Raw genomic sequence first — 16,178 nt, 5'->3', positions numbered from 1 at the left:
ATGAAGAAAAATAATCAAATCATGCAACAATCAATGATGCTTGGGCTGGGTTGGTGGAACCTGTATTTCATCATAAAATTAGTTTTATTCGCACAAGGAACCATTGGTTTTCATCCGATTGAAAACTTTGCCTTCGTGATCTACCTCTTGCTTCCTATTCGTCACAAACTCCTGAATAGCTTACGCCATGTTATCGCCTTCCCTATTGCTTTTTATTTAGGACATTATGACTCCTTCCTTCCGCCACTTGAGCGTTTGTGGAGTCAAATCGGGTCTTTACTGGATTTTCAACTCAGTTATTTATTGGAGTTAGCATCACGCTTTGTTTCATTACAAGATCTGCTGGCCATTGTCGTGTTGATTTTTGCCTATTATTTTCTCAACCGTATTTTTCGTATCTCGGTATTTGTCATCGCTGCAATGCTCTATTTCAGTTTACCTAGCCCAAAAGCGACCGCTCCGATGACTGAGGTAGTTTCAGCTAAGCCTGATTCTACGCCAACTAACACCGCTACTAACCGTCAAGTTGATGAAAGCGGCCCAGTCAATGACGCGGTATTAAACCAAGCGAAACAAACATTCTTTGACAATGAAGCCACTCGCGTTTCTACCTTTACGGATAATAGCGCCCAAGCGGCACCATTTGACCTATTATTTTTAAGCATTTGTTCTGTGGCTTGGGATGACATCAAAATTGCTGGCTTAGAAGATCATCCGCTATTTAAAGAATTCGATATCATGTTTGATAACTTCAGCGCCGCGACTTCATACAGTGGCCCAGCCTTGGTACGCTTACTGCGAGCCAGTTGCGGTCAAGAACAACATGAAGAACTGTTTTCAGATGCGCCTAAGCAGCAATGTTATTTATTCGATAATCTCGCTAAATTAGGCTACGGCGAAAACCTCATGCTCAATCATAATGGGTCATTTGATAACTTTACTGGCCTGCTTAAAGAAGAAGGCCACCTTGAAGCCCCGATGATGAGTAAAGCAGGCTTAGAGCCTTACCAAGCCGCCTTTGATGGTTCAAATATCTATCGTGATGAAGATGTGTTAAATCGCTGGCTCACTCAGCGAGAGAAAGACCCTCAATCAAAAGTAGCGGCGCTTTATAATACGATTTCTTTACATGATGGAAATCGCATTATCAAAGAGAGCGGCCAAACTGGCATGGTGAGCTACAAACATCGCTTAAAGAATTTATTAGATGATTTATACGCTTTCTTTGACACCTTGAAGCAGTCTAATCGTAATATCGTGGTGATGTTGGTTCCTGAGCATGGTGCCGGAATGCGCGGCGATAGAATGCAAATTTCTGGTATGCGTGAAATCCCCGCCGCCACCATAGTGCACACTCCGGTTGCGATGAAAGTATTTGGCCCTAACATGAAACGTGATGGTGATACTTACCATGTGACAGCGCCATCAAGCTATTTAGCTGTCTCCACTCTCATCAGTCGCTTACTCGAGCAAAATATTTATGCAAAAGGGAGTTTTGATCCAAAAGCATTGAGTAACGATTTACCACAAACGAAAATGGTCGCGCAAAACTCGGGAAGTACTGTGATGGAATACAACAATAAGCCATACGTTTCTTTAGACGGACAAACTTGGCAGGAATATCCTCAATAACTAACCTCAACTGCGGATAAGGGTGCGATTGGTATAAACGCCATCCCACTGTAAACACCACCCAAAAAAGCCCTGATATCGAGCAATGACGATATCAGGGCTTTTTAGATGAATATTTTAGGTTAAGGCTATGCCAATCAAGCTCATTATCTATCGGTTGCGGTAACTAACCTCAGTTGCGGATAATTAGAATTCCTAATCGCTTACTCAATTGATCAATGTTGATTGGTCATTTTAAGGATTATAACCCTCGGTGATATTGTTGATCCGTCGAAGCTGGAACCAGGTTTAATAAGGTATCACTTGCCAATTCATCACCCTTTAACAAGGCTTCAAATTGTTGAATCAAGGTCACTTTATCTGGCATTGTTTTACCACCAGCACCAATTTCAGTTAAATCAATCATAAAGCCATCAAACAAATCCCCTAAATCGCGAATAATGTCGGTGTTCAAGAATTGATCTTGATTATAAATGCTTGGGTAACCACCTTTTTGTTTATCAATCGAGAAGGAATCGCCTTTTAAGTTTTTAATACTGGTCTTTTTATCACAAGTTAACATGCAGCCATTATCAATACGGGGTTTATGGCAACCAACACTTTGCTGGAAGAAACACTGACGACTCGCCATCAATAAAATTGGATGATAAATGCTGTACATCATTTTAAAGTTATTCGGCCTTGCGATCTGACGTATTTGTTGTCGATTGATCTCATTCGATATAAATGCCCCGCTACAATTGAAGTTTTGCTGCAATGATAGCAAGGCATAAGAGTTCGTGGTATTGAGCATCGGCCCGGCTATCCATTCAATACCTAAGCGATCAGCATGGTAAGCAATACCGGTATTATTGGTGACAATCTGTTTTGGTCTCACTTCTTCTAAAATATTGAGTGCGACATCAAAATCTTTGCCGATCAACACGGGTGGGAACCATGGGATCAAACGTGGATTTTGTTGGAAAAACTCGACAAATTGAGTGCAACCACGTTTATAGGCATCCGGTAATTTAAAATAAATATCCGCATCGGTAAGCTCAGCTAATGACGCATCCGCTTTATCACAAATCAAAATCGATAACTCAGCAGGTTGTCCTTCCGGCTTCGGATGTCGTTCCACTTTCGGCAAAGTAACCTCAGGAATCATTGCCGTTCCCGCATTTAAATAGGTCAATAATTCATTTTTTAATGCTGTGATTTCACGATACGGCAGACTTAATCCATCGGCCACGTGATCAACATTAAACTCAATCAATTCATAACCGGCATTATTGATATTTTTAAAACGCTTTTCGATTAACGCTTTATCAACACTGAGTTTTTCACTTGCCATCATCACACTGGTTGAACGTAATATCTGGGTTGTGGTCACGCCGCCTTGCTCACGGCTAGCAGGTGCATCGGCTATCAACTCAGGGCTTAACGTACTGTGAGGCGTTTCCGTTGTCACGGTCAACATTAATGGTTCGCCTTGTTGACTCGCAAAGGCTAATTTCAGTTTCATTTTATCAATGGATAGATGGGCAATTTTCTCATCTACGGTAGCATTGATTTGCTGTTTCTCTGCGTGCAGCTCTTTCTTGGTATCAAAGATTTCTACCACCGAAATTGCCTCACCTTTTTCAGCTTTCAATTTATCGATAGCGTGATTTTTAGAATGATCACGTGGATTATCAATAAACATCGATTGGTTCAGATCACCACGTAAAAATGCATTGGTAAAATCACGGTTGAATACCTTGTATAAACGCTCGCCATCTTGCGTTAATTCACCGGTTTCAATATAGCCATCAATTTGCTTTCGAAAACTGTCAATAACCGTATGAACATAGCTTGCGCCTTTGATACGCCCTTCAACTTTAAATGAATAAACGCCCGCTTTAATTAACGCTGGCAAGTCAAAAAAGGCCGAATTATCTTTCACATTTAATGGAAAGCTATTGCCCGATTCTGTGGTTTCATATTCTTCACGGCATGCTTGGCTACAACGGCCACGATTGCCCGAGTTACCCGCAGTTGCAGACGTTGAATAACATAAGCCTGAAAAGGCAATGCATAATGAGCCATGCACAAACACTTCTAACAGCATATCGTGCTCACGGCTCGCGGCTGCAAAGGCAGTAATTTCACGTAAATTCATCTCACGAGAGAGATTAACGCGGCTGACTCCCAGCTTTTTCAAGAAGGGAATTTGCCCTACATTGTGCGTGGTCATTTGTGTTGAGGCGTGCACATCCAACGTCGGGAAATATTTGCGTAAGACATACAATAAACCCAGATCTTGAACGATGACGCCATCGAGCGTGGTATTCACCAAGCGATTTAATAGCTTAACCACACTCTTAAATTCGTTCTCTAGAATCACAATATTAAGGGTTAAAAAGATGCGGCAATCGTATTGATGAGCAAGCCTGATGACACCCACTAATTGATCGAAGGAAATATTGGTCGCACGGTTACGAGCATTAAACGTATCTAAGCCACAATAAACGGCGTCAGCACCTGCAATAATCGCCGCTTTAATCGCGTCAATATCACCACCGGGTGCTAATAATTCAATCTTTGGAGTCATCACACAAATTCTCTATTTCACGGTAAAGTGTGAATGATACCCGTAACTGCCGTTGATGAGTATGATTGAGGGCAATTAATCTGTTTGCTGGGGACAAATGCCGTTTTTATCGGCATAGATGGTTCAATGCTTGTGACTCGGGCTTTGTATTTAACACATTTTCAGCTATTTATATTGAGCTGGTTTTTCAGCCACCAAATCGAATGATTGGCCATATTGTAATGGCTGACTTGTGGCTAATTCAAAGCTATCTTTTGCCAACCAAAGCTTTGCACCATTATTTTGGGCGACTTGATAGGCCCAATGACTTACCGCACGAGACTTATCGGCATCGCAATGAAAATAAGCACTCAACTCAGATTCAATCGTTGCTTTAAATTGTACTAGGTTTTGATCTTCCCAGTGTTCTCTATGTTTTTGAGCAGCTAAAAAATCACGTTTATTGTTATTACAAGCCCGATGGGCTGCGACAAAATTATGACCTAAATCATTGGCATAACGAGCAAAAGGAATAAAGTGATCTACCTCTGTGTTGCGATTTAACGGCTTTTGGCAGTAGAAACACAGGCCTTGCTGTAATTCTTCTAGCACTGGCTTGGCTTTGCTTAGAGCATTGCGATCTAAGCCAAATAGAAAGTCATGCAACTGACTTTGTGGGCCAATTAAGCTTTGATTATGCTTAATACTCTGAATTTTTTGTAGCCACGAATTTTTAGCTAAATAGATAACCAAATCGTAAAAACGTCGAAAACAGGAAGCAATGCCCGGTTTTAGCGTAATGTATGATTGACCTTTAATATGAGGGTAAAGAAAACACTCTTCTTGTTTAGCAAGAATTTGTAAACGCCAAAGTGGGCCATCTTTTAAGGTTTTCATAGCGGCTTTAAATACACTCGACCAATACGCACTTTGTTTTAATGCCCGTAAGCTACGGATGTTATTTTGTTGGCATTCATAAAGCACCGAAATAACTTTAGATTGCCCACCACTATTTTGTTTAAGCAGCGCCATTTCACCAGTGTGCTCGGATGAAAATGGTACAGCATGGTGCCAATACAACACGATAAGTTTTTCAGCAAGCAAATCGAGTGGAACATTTAATTCGCTATTTTCATATATCAACGGTTGTTCAACACACACATCCGCTAGCGCATGCAATAACGCAAACTTATACGTTGCAGAAAAGTCCCCTTCTACAAGTAAGCGTTGAATATAAGCAATAAAATCTAGATGCTGCTGTTGATGGAGAATTAACGTCATATTCACTCTAATTTTTCTATCCGTTGTTTTAAGACAACTGTTTCCCAAACCACTGAGTTACGCTGTAACGCATCATCAGAGCCAGATTGTAGACATATCATCAAATCGACTTGATTGGCTAAGCGTTCAATTTCTTTAATCGAGACATCATACCCCTCTCGACCATCATCAAAGTCACCATGACGCAATGTAATGACGATCTTACCTTGAACATGTAATCGTTCAGTTAAAGCCTTTAATGAAGCTGGCCGTGATTCAAGTGGTATATGCATCCAAACCGCAGATAATAAGATCAGATCAAATGATTGAGATAACGCCTCAACACTTGTTAAATCTGGTAGATAATCCCCAATCCATTGAATAGAGCTTGGCGAGTTTTTCTGTCCTAATTGGCGCAAATTTTCACAAGGTTCGACAGCCACAACAGAGCAACCTTGATGAAAAAACCAACGTGAATCACGTCCAGATCCAGCGCCTATATCCAAGACCTTATCACCTGACTGAGGCCAATATTGCTGCCACGACTGATGAACCGATTCAAAAGTAACGGAATCATATTGGTCAACAAATTGCTTAGCTTTTTGGTTATAAACATCGAGGGTTTGAGGCATAGAAAAACCATAGGTAAGTCATTTGTTTATAATGATATATGACTCAATTAGATATGGCGATGGAAGATAAAGAAAATGTAGAGATCTACATAACAAAAAGCCCCAATCATTTCTGATCAGGGCTTTTCTATTTGGAGCAACACACGAGGTTCCCTGCTCTTGTGAACTAGGCGTGACCTCAGCCTTGGCAAGGTTGCGCTCTATTTGGTTTCATAAAACATCAAGAGCCTAAGATCCAAAAAGCCCCGACCATTTCTGATCAGAGCTTCTTTATTTGGAGCGACACACGAGGTTCCCTGCTCTTGTGAACTAGGCGTGACCTCAGCCTTGGCAAGATTGCGCTCTATTTGGTTTCATAAAACATCAAGAGCCTAAGATCCAAAAAGCCCCGACCATTTCTGATCAGGGCTTCTTTATTTGGAGCGACACACGAGGTTCCCTGCTCTTGTGAACTAGGCGTGACCTCAGCCTTGGCAAGGTTGCGCTCTATTTGGTTTCATAAAACATCAAGAGCCTAAGATCCAAAAAGCCCCGACCATTTCTGATCGGGGCTTTTCTATTTGGAGCGACACACGAGGTTCGAACTCGTGACCTCAACCTTGGCAAGGTTGCGCTCTACCAGCTGAGCTAGTGTCGCATTTGCTACTGAGCGTAGACTTTAATAGATGGTGCCCCGGGCCGGACTTGAACCGGCACAGCGCGAACGCCGAGGGATTTTAAATCCCTTGTGTCTACCAATTCCACCACCAGGGCACGCAATTCTTTATTGCGATGCACCTAACCGAAAAGTTAGAACACCATCTGATATCGATTATTAAAATCCATATCGCAAAATTTGGAGCGACACACGAGGTTCGAACTCGTGACCTCAACCTTGGCAAGGTTGCGCTCTACCAGCTGAGCTAGTGTCGCATTGACTCAAATAAAACAAGATAATGGAGGCGCCTCCCGGAGTCGAACCGAGGTCCACGGATTTGCAATCCGCTGCATAACCACTCTGCCAAGGCGCCTTACCTTGTAGAGGAAAAGCAGCAAACTTAGTTGCGTTCCTCTTGAGTACGGGGTGGCATTTTACGGATTCCTCGAGACACGTCAACACTATTTTTTAATTTTTAATTCGTTTGGCTGCTTTATAAACAAAAACCGTTAGATTGGTCAATTTAATAACAAAAAATAAGGCTAAGTAGTGATAAACGCTTACTTATACTCGGTTTATCTGAATCAAAATAAGGCTAAAACGAGTGATTAATCACAGTAATAAAAGGTGAAATCGTTTTTATTTCATTAAAAAAGCACCGTTTGGATGAAAAAATCAATAAATCATTTATTTTCATACTCATACCAATCGTACTAATTATTTAATCATCCCTACTCGTTAAAAGGCTTGATAACTGCGTTTCACTTTTCACTTATAAAAGAAGTTAATTATAGAGTGGCTAGTTATTTAACCAGTCTACTTGCAATCACTTGAGGAGTTAGCTGATATTTCCCTTTGCTAAAATAGAAAAAGCCCCGCTATATGCGAGGCTTTCTTCAATAATTCAATAACTCAATGGGTTTATTGATCTTGACCGGCCAATAAATCCCCCTTGGCTGCTTTTAGATATTGATACATAGACCAATACGTTAGTGCCGTTGCAATATAAAGTGCAATATAGCCTAACCAAATCATCCAATCATCATAGCGCCAAATCAGTACCCACAAAGCAAACATTTGTGAGAGGGTTTTCCACTTTCCAATCCAAGAGACCGCTACACTTGCGCGTTTGCCTATCTCTGCCATCCACTCTCGCAAAGCAGAAATAATAATTTCTCGGGCAATCATAGTTGCAGCTGGAATCGTGATCCACAGTGTATGGTAATGCTCGGTAATTAAAATCAATGACACCGCCACCATCACTTTGTCAGCAACAGGGTCTAAAAATGCCCCAAAGCGGCTGGTTTGACCCAGTTTTCGAGCAAGTACGCCATCAAGCCAATCGGTAAAACCTGCAACCCAAAACACCATTGCCGCAGCAAAAGGAGCCCAAGTATAAGGTAAATAGAAAATAACTACGAAAACCGGAATTAACGCAAGTCGAAGTAAAGTTAAAATATTAGGTATAGTAAATCGCATAATTACGTCTCTTGGAGAGTGCGGCTTAATGTTGCGTTAAAACGGCTATGGTTTCAATGCTTCATGAATGATTTCTGCCAAAGATTTACTGATCCCAGGAACTTTGGCTATTTCTTCTACAGTGGCTCGCTTCAATTCCTGAATACCACCCATATATTTTAACAAGGCTTGTCGTCTTTTTGGACCAACCCCTTCAATCCCTTCTAATGTGCTGGTGCGTCGAGTTTTAGCTCTTTTAGCTCGATGACCACTGATCGCATGATTATGACTTTCATCTCGAATATGCTGAATGAGGTGTAACGCCGGAGCATCACTCGGCATAGAAAACTCTTCACCAGTGACTTTAATGAGCGTTTCCAAGCCATGTTTACGAGTCACACCTTTAGCAATACCAATCAACTCTGGTTTTTTAGGCCAATCTTGCCAGTATTTTTGAATGATCTCATAAGCTCGATTCAGTTGTCCTTTACCACCATCAATAAAAATCACATCTGGAATTTTTTCCGCATAATGATCATCGGTATAAAGCTGCTTAGAGTAGCGACGCTCTAATACTTGCGCCATCGCCGCATAATCATCACCGCCTGTAATGCCTTGAATATTATAGCGACGATATTCTTGCTTAACCGGGCCTTCACGATTAAACACTACACAAGAGGCTATCGTACTTTCGCCCATGGTATGGCTAATATCAAAACATTCCATGCGTTCGATTCGCTCCATTCCCAACTCTAATTCCAGCTTTTTCACTCGCTGATTAACCGTCATTTTATGGCTAATTTTTGCAGTCAAAGCACTTCGAGCATTGGTATTGGCCAGTTTTAAGTAGCGCCCTCGAATCCCACGCGGGCTAACATGAAAGGTCACTTTACGCCCGGCGATCTCCGTTAATGCCGCCTGTAAAGGAATCTCATCTTCCACTAAATCAACATCATAAGTAATGCGATTGGGAATGGTCGACGCTTCATTATGACTTAAATAATACTGATTCAAAAAGCTAGAAAAGACTTCATGCTCATCGGTATTGGTTGGAATCTTGGGGAAATGGCTGCGGCTACCTAATACTTTCCCTTGGCGAATCATCAAAATATGCACACAAGCTAAACCATTTTCTTTGGCAAAACCGATAACATCCATATCTTCTGCGCTGTCATTCGATACCGATTGCTGTTCTTGTACTCGACGAATCGCTTGAATTTGGTCACGGTATTTGGCTGCTTTTTCAAAGGCTAAGCTTTGGCTAGCTTCATCCATTTTTTGGATCAAAGCATTAATCACTAGATCATCTTTGCCTTGAAGAAATAAGCGCACGTAATGAACACTTTCAGCGTACTCTTCTTCACTGACTAAGCCTTTAACACATGGCCCAGAGCAACGCTCAATTTGATACATTAAACAAGGTCGAGTCCGATTGGCGTAAATACTGTCTTCACATTGACGTACCGGGATGATTTTTTGCAATAAATGAAGTGTTTCCCGTACCGCCCCAGCTTCAGGGTAAGGCCCGAAATATTCGCCTTTCCTTTTTTTGGCGCCACGATGATAAGCAAGGCGTGGGTGCTTATGTTTGGTGATTAAAATATATGGGTAGGATTTATCATCCCGAAGCAACACATTATATTTGGGAAGATATTGTTTGATGTAGTTATGTTCAAGGATCAAGGCTTCGGTTTCGGTATGCGTCACCGTCACATCAATTTTTGCAATATGACTGACTAGCGCTTTGGTTTTTTCGTTATCCAGATTTTTACGAAAATAACTCGAAAGACGCTTAACCAAATTTTTGGCTTTGCCTACGTAAATAACTTCAGCCTCGGCATTATACATACGATAAACACCGGGCTGTTCAGAAACCGTCGCTAAAAAGGCGTTAGGATCAAACACTGACGACACTATAACGTCTCAGTATTTATCATGCCGTAACGAATTGCTAAGTGAGTCAATTCCACATCGCCATTGATATTTAACTTACTAAATAAGCGATAACGGTAACTATTGACAGTTTTAGGGCTTAAATTGAGCTGTTCGGAAATATCCGTTACTTTCTGCCCTTTCGTTATCATTAACATGATTTGTAACTCTCGTTCAGATAACTCTTTAAAAGGATTATCTGAAGGTGCAGAGAATTGACTCAACGCCATCTGCTGGGCAATTTCTGGTGAGATATATCGTTGCCCGCTGTGCACCATTCGTATTGCATTCACCATCTCGTCAGGGGCTGCGCCTTTGGTTAAATACCCTGCGGCTCCTGCTTGCATCACTTTTGTTGGAAATGGATTTTCAGTATGTATGGTCAAAACAATTATTTTAATATCTGGATTAAAACGCAGTATTTTTTTAGTGGCTTCCAAGCCGCCTATACCGGGCATGTTCATATCCATTAAAATAACATCCGCATAATGAGCACGGCACCATTTTACAGAATCTTCACCACTGTCAGCTTCCCCTACTACTTTCATTCCACGGACGTCTTCAATAATACGTCGAATCCCTGTGCGAACCAGTTCGTGATCATCTACAAGGAAAACATTTATCACTCTTGTATCTCCACACTTGGATTATCGCTGAATCAGCCTACTAAGCGTTTGCTGATGGTCTATTCTATCCTATTTTTAGCTCAGAAAAGGACGGTTTATGTCAACAGCCCTCTTTTTAAGGTTAAGCCACGTGGGATAACACGTATATTGTTGGCTTTCGATGTAAGGATGCTTGAGTTAGGATATACAAAATCAAACAATTACCTAAGCATTATTAATGGTTTGGCTAATAATGCAAGTTCGAATTTACTATATAATGACATTTTTATCACAACATCGGTAATTGACCCTTAATTTTAATTTAAGGTTATCTCTCTGGTTTATCACACTAATTTGTTGTTTATTGGCTAATGCAATTGATTATTGTCATTAAATATTACATGTAACATACAGGCATTCACTTGGATAATATAACAAGCACTCACACTGGTTTTGTTTTAACTCGACAAGCCCGTGATGTAGGCAATCCTCAGCAGACACAAATAGAAATATGGGTTGCTAGCGACCAAGGCCCCGTACAACTCTTGATTCCTGCCGAACAAAGTGTCTTTTTTATTTTGCAAGCCGATCAGCAGCGCGCATTAACACTATTACACACCAATCGCATTCACACCAATATCCGTTCTTTAGCGCTCAATACCTTTGAACAACAAGCCATTGCCGCTTGCTACTTCTCTAATATTTATCATGCAAATCAAGCCAAACAATTATTAAACCAAGCAGAAATCATCACCTTTGAAGACGACATTCGCGTGACGGATCGCTATTTAATGGAGCGTTTTATTCGGGGTGCTATCCAATTTACCGGGCAATATTCACTACGAAAAGGCTATACGCAAGTCTCTCAAGCTCATTGCAAGGCCGCCACCTATCAACCTAAATTATCCGTTGTTTCACTGGATATTGAATGCTCAGAAAAAGGCCTTTTATATTCAATCGGTTTAGATTCACTCATGGACAGCCGAGTCATCATGATAGGCTCTCCTATTGAACAAGAGACGGATATCCAAATTCAATGGGTGGAGAATGAATATCAACTCCTTCAAGCACTGATTGAATGGTTTCAAGACTTTGACCCCGATATTATCATCGGTTGGAACGTCGTTGATTTTGATTGCCGACTTCTGGCGAAACGAGCCGAATGGCATAAACTGCCGCTGACTCTTGGTCGGGGCAATCAAAAACTCTTTTTCAGGCAATCTAATACCACTCAACAAGGCTTTGTCTCTATTGCGGGGCGGGTTGTACTCGATGGCATTGATACGTTAAAGACCGCTACTTATCATTTTACTTCTTGGGCGTTAGAAGCAGTGGCTCAACAGTTACTCGGTGAAGGCAAAATCATTCATGACCCCTTCAATCGCATGGATGAAATTAACCGTCAATTTCGCGAAGATAAAATCGCGCTCGCTACGTATAACTTGCAAGATTGTCGGCTAGTCACGCGTATTTTTGAAAAAACTCACCTCCTCGATTTTGCTATTGAGCGCTCACGATTAACCGGATTGGAACTCGATCGCGTCGGAGGCTCAGTAGCCGCCTTTACCAATTTGTATTTACCGCAACTGCATCGTGCGGGTTATATTGCGCCTAATTTGCATTCAGAAAACTGGTTTGCAAGCCCTGGGGGGTATGTGATGGATTCAAACCCTGGTCTGTATCACTCGGTGCTGGTATTAGATTTTAAATCGCTCTACCCTTCGATTATTCGCACTTTCCTCATCGATCCTATGGGGCTGGTCGAAGGTTTAAAACAGGAATTGGGGCCTTTACCCCATCAAGCGGTAGCAGGTTTTCGTGGGGGACAGTTTCACCGCACCCAACACTTTTTACCGAAAATGATTGAAGAATTATGGGCGGCACGTGATGTAGCCAAAAAAAATAATGAAGCCGCCTTCTCTCAAGCCATCAAAATCATCATGAATTCGTTTTATGGCGTGCTCGGCTCTTCCGGCTGTCGTTTCTTTGATACCCGTTTAGCCTCTTCAATCACCATGCGTGGTCATGAAATAATGAAACAAACCCGAGTGCTGATTGAACAAAAAGGTTATCAAGTGATCTACGGCGACACCGATTCCTTATTTGTTTCCTTAATTCAACCCCATTCTCAAGCGCAAGCCGATGAAATTGGGCAAAGGCTAGTGACCGAGATTAATCATTGGTGGACGCAACATATTCATCAGCAATATCAACTCAACTCCGCCTTAGAGCTAGAATATGAAACCCATTATCAACGTTTTTTAATGCCAACCATTCGTGGCTCTGAAACCGGCTCGAAAAAACGCTATTGCGGGTTGATGAATAAAAATGGTCAAGAGCAATTAATTTTTAAAGGGCTTGAAAGTGCGCGAACCGATTGGACAGCGCTTTCTCATCACTTTCAGCAGCAGTTGTATTCCATGATCTTCCATGATGAAGACCCTCAACATTTTATCCGCCAATACGTTCAAGATACTCAAAATGGCCATTATGACGATGACTTGGTCTACCAAAAACGTCTACGTCGGAAATTAAGTGAATATCAAAAAAACATTCCTCCACAAGTGCGAGCGGCTCGCATGGCGGATGAGCACAATGCGCGGCTTGGTCGGCCATTGCAATATCAAAACAAAGGTCGAATTGAATATTTATTTACTTTAAACGGCCCTGAGCCTAAAGATTATCAAACCAGTCCGATTGATTATCAGCATTACATCGATAAACAAATCAAACCGGTAGCCGATGCCATTCTGCCGTTTATTGGCTTGGATTTTGAATCGATTATTGCCCCTCAAATGGGGTTATTCTAAGACATCAACTGGGCGGTTGTTTCAATTGAGGCTTGGAGATAAAAAACTCACACAATTGCAGTAATTCTTTTTGTCGTCAGCGCAATATCATGATATTTTCTGCCATGTTTTTTATCAGCAAAACAATTTTTATCAGCAACACAAAAGAGCCTCTGTGCTTCCAGAAAGTATTCGCTCTACTCGATTGCAACATCGGTGCCGATATTTTCTTTCAATTACAATTCAGGAAAGATCATGCCTAAAGCAAGTGAAATCAAAAAAAATGCCGTGGTTGAACTCAACGGTCGTGTATTCTCAGTTCGTGAAATCAGCAAATTGACACCAAGTGGTCGTGCTGGCGCAAGCTTATACCGTATGCGTATGTACGATGTCGCCACTGGCGCTAAAGCCGATGAAAGCTTTAAAGCCGATGAAATTCTAACGCTGGCGGATTTTAGCCGTCGCAGCGTCATGTTCTCTTACATCGATGGTGAAGAGTACGTATTCATGGACAGTGAAGACTACACACCATATCACTTCAATAAAGCGAGCATTGAAGATGAAGTGTTATTCTTTAATGAAGACACTCAAGGTTTGAACGTTGTTATCGTTAACGACAAACCCGTTGCGGTAGAATTGCCATCCAGTGTTGAGCTTGAAATCGTTGAAACTTCACCTTCGATTAAAGGCGCATCAGCAAGTGCACGTACTAAGCCTGCGACGCTTACAACCGGTCTTGTCGTTCAAGTACCTGAATACATTGCCGGCGGTGAAAAGATTCGTATCAATACCGCAGAACGTAAATTCATGAGCCGTGCTGATTAATCTTTGCTAAGATAACCATACACCAAGAAGCGGCGCTAAATTAGTGCCGCTTTTTATTTCAACTTCCTGAAAAAACAAAAGGCAATCATGACTGATTTAATTTCTTATGATGATGTAATCGAAGTCGGCTACGATATATTTTTAGAAATGGCTCCAGACAATCTTGAAGCGGCAGACGTCATCATTTTTACAGCACAATTTGAAGATCGTGGCGCAGCTGAAGTGGTTGAGACAGGTGATGATTGGGCACAACATGTCGGGTTTGAGGTCGATAAAGACACTTATGCTGAAGTTAAAATTGGCTTGGTCAACGAAGCCGATGATGCGTTAGACGATGTGTTTGCACGCATGCTGATCAGCCGAGATCCCGACAATAAATTTTGCCATATTCTCTGGAAACGTGATTAATTTATGACATTAAGTTAAGCGTAGCGCTTTGTCATTAACGGCGAGGTGGCTCGTACTTGATGCTATCAGATGTTATCAATAACGGCTCTTATCTAGCGCTCAATAAAAAGACCCATCGTAGTGATGGGTCTTTTTTATTTAACTGTCTTTCGTCTACTCATATCACTAGTACTGAGTTACTGACGAGTTCTCGGCTTATTATTGCCAGAGGTAGGCTTACGACGATTCGTCTGTTTAGCCTGACGTCCACCAACGGCTTCACCATTATTGGCTTTATTGGTCGTGGTGCCTTTGGTTGCCACATTACCACGAGTCGAAGTACGACCACGGCCTTTCGGTGCGGTTACACGTTCTTCATGGCGCTTCACGGCACGACGGATTTTTTGCCCACGAGAACGATCACGTTTACGAGAGCCCGCATTAGGGTCAATCAAACTTTCTCGTTCAGGTTGTAGATCTACCATTTCACGTAAGTAGTTCACTTCTTTGAGCTCTAATTCAACCCAACCACCACGTGGCAATGATTTCTCAAGGAAAATATCACCATAACGTACACGTTTTAGACGGCTAACCGTTACGCCTTGTGATTCCCACAAACGACGTACTTCACGGTTACGACCTTCAGTGATCATAACGTAAAACGTATGGTTCATTCCTTCGCCACCAGCGTAGACCACATCTTCAAAACGGGCTTTACCGTCTTCAAGTTCTACACCATTTGTGACATTTCTTACCATATCTTCAGTTACTTCACCGAAAACACGTACTAAATACTCACGTTCTACTTGACGACTTGGGTGCATCAAGCGATTCGCCAGCTCACCATCTGTCGTGAATAAGAGTAGCCCACCTGTGTTGGCATCCAAACGGCCAACAGAGACCCAGCGAGAGCCTTTAATTTTAGGCAAGCGATCAAATACTGTACGACGACCCTCAGGATCGTGGCGAGTACATAATTCACCTTCAGGCTTATTGTAAGCAAGTACACGGCAAATCACTTCTTCAGAATCTTTCACTGACACTTTATGGCCATCAATACGAACGGTGGCATTTTCATCTTCCAAACGATCGCCTAATCTGGCCACTTGTCCATTAATGCTCACGCGGCCGGCTTGGATCATCGCTTCTAATTCACGGCGAGAACCATTGCCCGCACGGGCTAAAATCTTCTGTAACTTTTCGCTCATTTTATTACCTATCTTCGTCGACTTCACAGCCGTCTTTCTGTTCAATATTTAAGAACAAACCTATCTCATTTATGCCATCAATCATAAATTAAAATGGATAAATGGGGGCCAATTGTACATCAAATGTTGTGCCGCAGGAACTGATTCTAACCATTAACAATATCTTTTTTAAAATTCGATTCACACAATCGCATTTCATTTTAATATCAATTGGATAACATCAAAAAATCCACTCGAGATTAGAAATTTATTTCATCAAAGT

At 41.7% G+C, this 16,178-nt stretch carries 11 protein-coding genes and 4 tRNA genes; 4 read left to right on the top strand and 11 right to left on the bottom strand.

The window, feature by feature from the left end; all coding sequences use genetic code 11:
- On the top strand, nucleotides 1–1,632 hold the full coding sequence (gene bcsG, locus VCA1004_RS05120) for a cellulose biosynthesis protein BcsG (RefSeq protein WP_232012626.1): 1,632 nt from the start codon (nucleotides 1–3) through the stop codon (nucleotides 1,630–1,632).
- 241 nt (nucleotides 1,633–1,873) lie between these two features.
- On the opposite strand, the gene VCA1004_RS05115 is transcribed toward bcsG, so the two are convergent.
- From VCA1004_RS05115 to uvrY, 10 genes are all read right to left on the bottom strand, one after another.
- The gene (locus tag VCA1004_RS05115; protein ID WP_086984468.1) at nucleotides 1,874–4,204 is read right to left on the bottom strand and encodes a peptidase U32 family protein; all 2,331 of its coding nucleotides are present in this window, start codon (nucleotides 4,202–4,204) and stop codon (nucleotides 1,874–1,876) included.
- Between the two features lie 165 nt (nucleotides 4,205–4,369).
- The gene (locus VCA1004_RS05110; protein ID WP_086984469.1) at nucleotides 4,370–5,464 is read right to left on the bottom strand and encodes an HNH endonuclease; all 1,095 of its coding nucleotides are present in this window, start codon (nucleotides 5,462–5,464) and stop codon (nucleotides 4,370–4,372) included.
- Nucleotides 5,465–5,466: 2 nt separating this feature from the next.
- On the bottom strand, nucleotides 5,467–6,075 hold the full coding sequence (locus VCA1004_RS05105) for a class I SAM-dependent methyltransferase (RefSeq protein ID WP_086984470.1): 609 nt from the start codon (nucleotides 6,073–6,075) through the stop codon (nucleotides 5,467–5,469).
- Nucleotides 6,076–6,636: 561 nt separating this feature from the next.
- Nucleotides 6,637–6,712 (bottom strand) — tRNA-Gly (locus tag VCA1004_RS05100).
- Between the two features lie 29 nt (nucleotides 6,713–6,741).
- Nucleotides 6,742–6,828, bottom strand: a tRNA-Leu gene (locus VCA1004_RS05095).
- Between the two features lie 83 nt (nucleotides 6,829–6,911).
- Nucleotides 6,912–6,987: transfer RNA gene (locus VCA1004_RS05090), tRNA-Gly, on the bottom strand.
- A 24-nt stretch (nucleotides 6,988–7,011) separates the two neighbouring features.
- Nucleotides 7,012–7,085: transfer RNA gene (locus tag VCA1004_RS05085), tRNA-Cys, on the bottom strand.
- A 548-nt stretch (nucleotides 7,086–7,633) separates the two neighbouring features.
- On the bottom strand, nucleotides 7,634–8,191 hold the full coding sequence (pgsA, locus tag VCA1004_RS05080; protein ID WP_086984471.1) for a CDP-diacylglycerol--glycerol-3-phosphate 3-phosphatidyltransferase: 558 nt from the start codon (nucleotides 8,189–8,191) through the stop codon (nucleotides 7,634–7,636).
- 45 nt (nucleotides 8,192–8,236) lie between these two features.
- Entirely contained in the window at nucleotides 8,237–10,084 is a 1,848-nt protein-coding gene (gene uvrC, locus VCA1004_RS05075) for an excinuclease ABC subunit UvrC (protein ID WP_086984472.1), read from the bottom strand.
- On the bottom strand, nucleotides 10,084–10,728 hold the full coding sequence (gene uvrY, locus VCA1004_RS05070) for a UvrY/SirA/GacA family response regulator transcription factor (protein ID WP_086984473.1): 645 nt from the start codon (nucleotides 10,726–10,728) through the stop codon (nucleotides 10,084–10,086). Before uvrY ends, uvrC begins: the two co-directional genes overlap by 1 nt.
- A 410-nt stretch (nucleotides 10,729–11,138) precedes the next feature.
- On the opposite strand from uvrY, the gene VCA1004_RS05065 reads away from it, so the two are divergent.
- From VCA1004_RS05065 to VCA1004_RS05055, 3 genes are all read left to right on the top strand, one after another.
- On the top strand, nucleotides 11,139–13,517 hold the full coding sequence (locus VCA1004_RS05065; RefSeq protein WP_086984674.1) for a DNA polymerase II: 2,379 nt from the start codon (nucleotides 11,139–11,141) through the stop codon (nucleotides 13,515–13,517).
- A 234-nt stretch (nucleotides 13,518–13,751) separates the two neighbouring features.
- Nucleotides 13,752–14,321: an elongation factor P-like protein EfpL gene (efpL, locus tag VCA1004_RS05060; RefSeq protein WP_086984474.1), complete on the top strand. Its 570-nt coding sequence runs from the start codon at nucleotides 13,752–13,754 to the stop codon at nucleotides 14,319–14,321.
- Between the two features lie 87 nt (nucleotides 14,322–14,408).
- Nucleotides 14,409–14,729 carry an HI1450 family dsDNA-mimic protein gene (locus tag VCA1004_RS05055; RefSeq protein ID WP_086984475.1) on the top strand — a complete coding sequence of 107 codons (321 nt, stop codon included), beginning with the start codon at nucleotides 14,409–14,411 and terminating at the stop codon, nucleotides 14,727–14,729.
- 176 nt (nucleotides 14,730–14,905) lie between these two features.
- Here the strand turns inward: VCA1004_RS05055 and rluB are convergent, their stop codons facing one another.
- Nucleotides 14,906–15,916, bottom strand: coding sequence for a 23S rRNA pseudouridine(2605) synthase RluB (rluB, locus tag VCA1004_RS05050; RefSeq protein ID WP_086984476.1), 1,011 nt, complete (start codon nucleotides 15,914–15,916; stop codon nucleotides 14,906–14,908).
- Nucleotides 15,917–16,178: the final 262 nt, after the last annotated feature.

The organism is Vibrio aphrogenes (assembly GCF_002157735.2).
Classification (GTDB): domain Bacteria; phylum Pseudomonadota; class Gammaproteobacteria; order Enterobacterales; family Vibrionaceae; genus Vibrio; species Vibrio aphrogenes.
The sequence above is the reverse complement of the archived record's forward strand: the minus strand, read 5'-3'. Positions and strand labels throughout refer to the sequence as shown.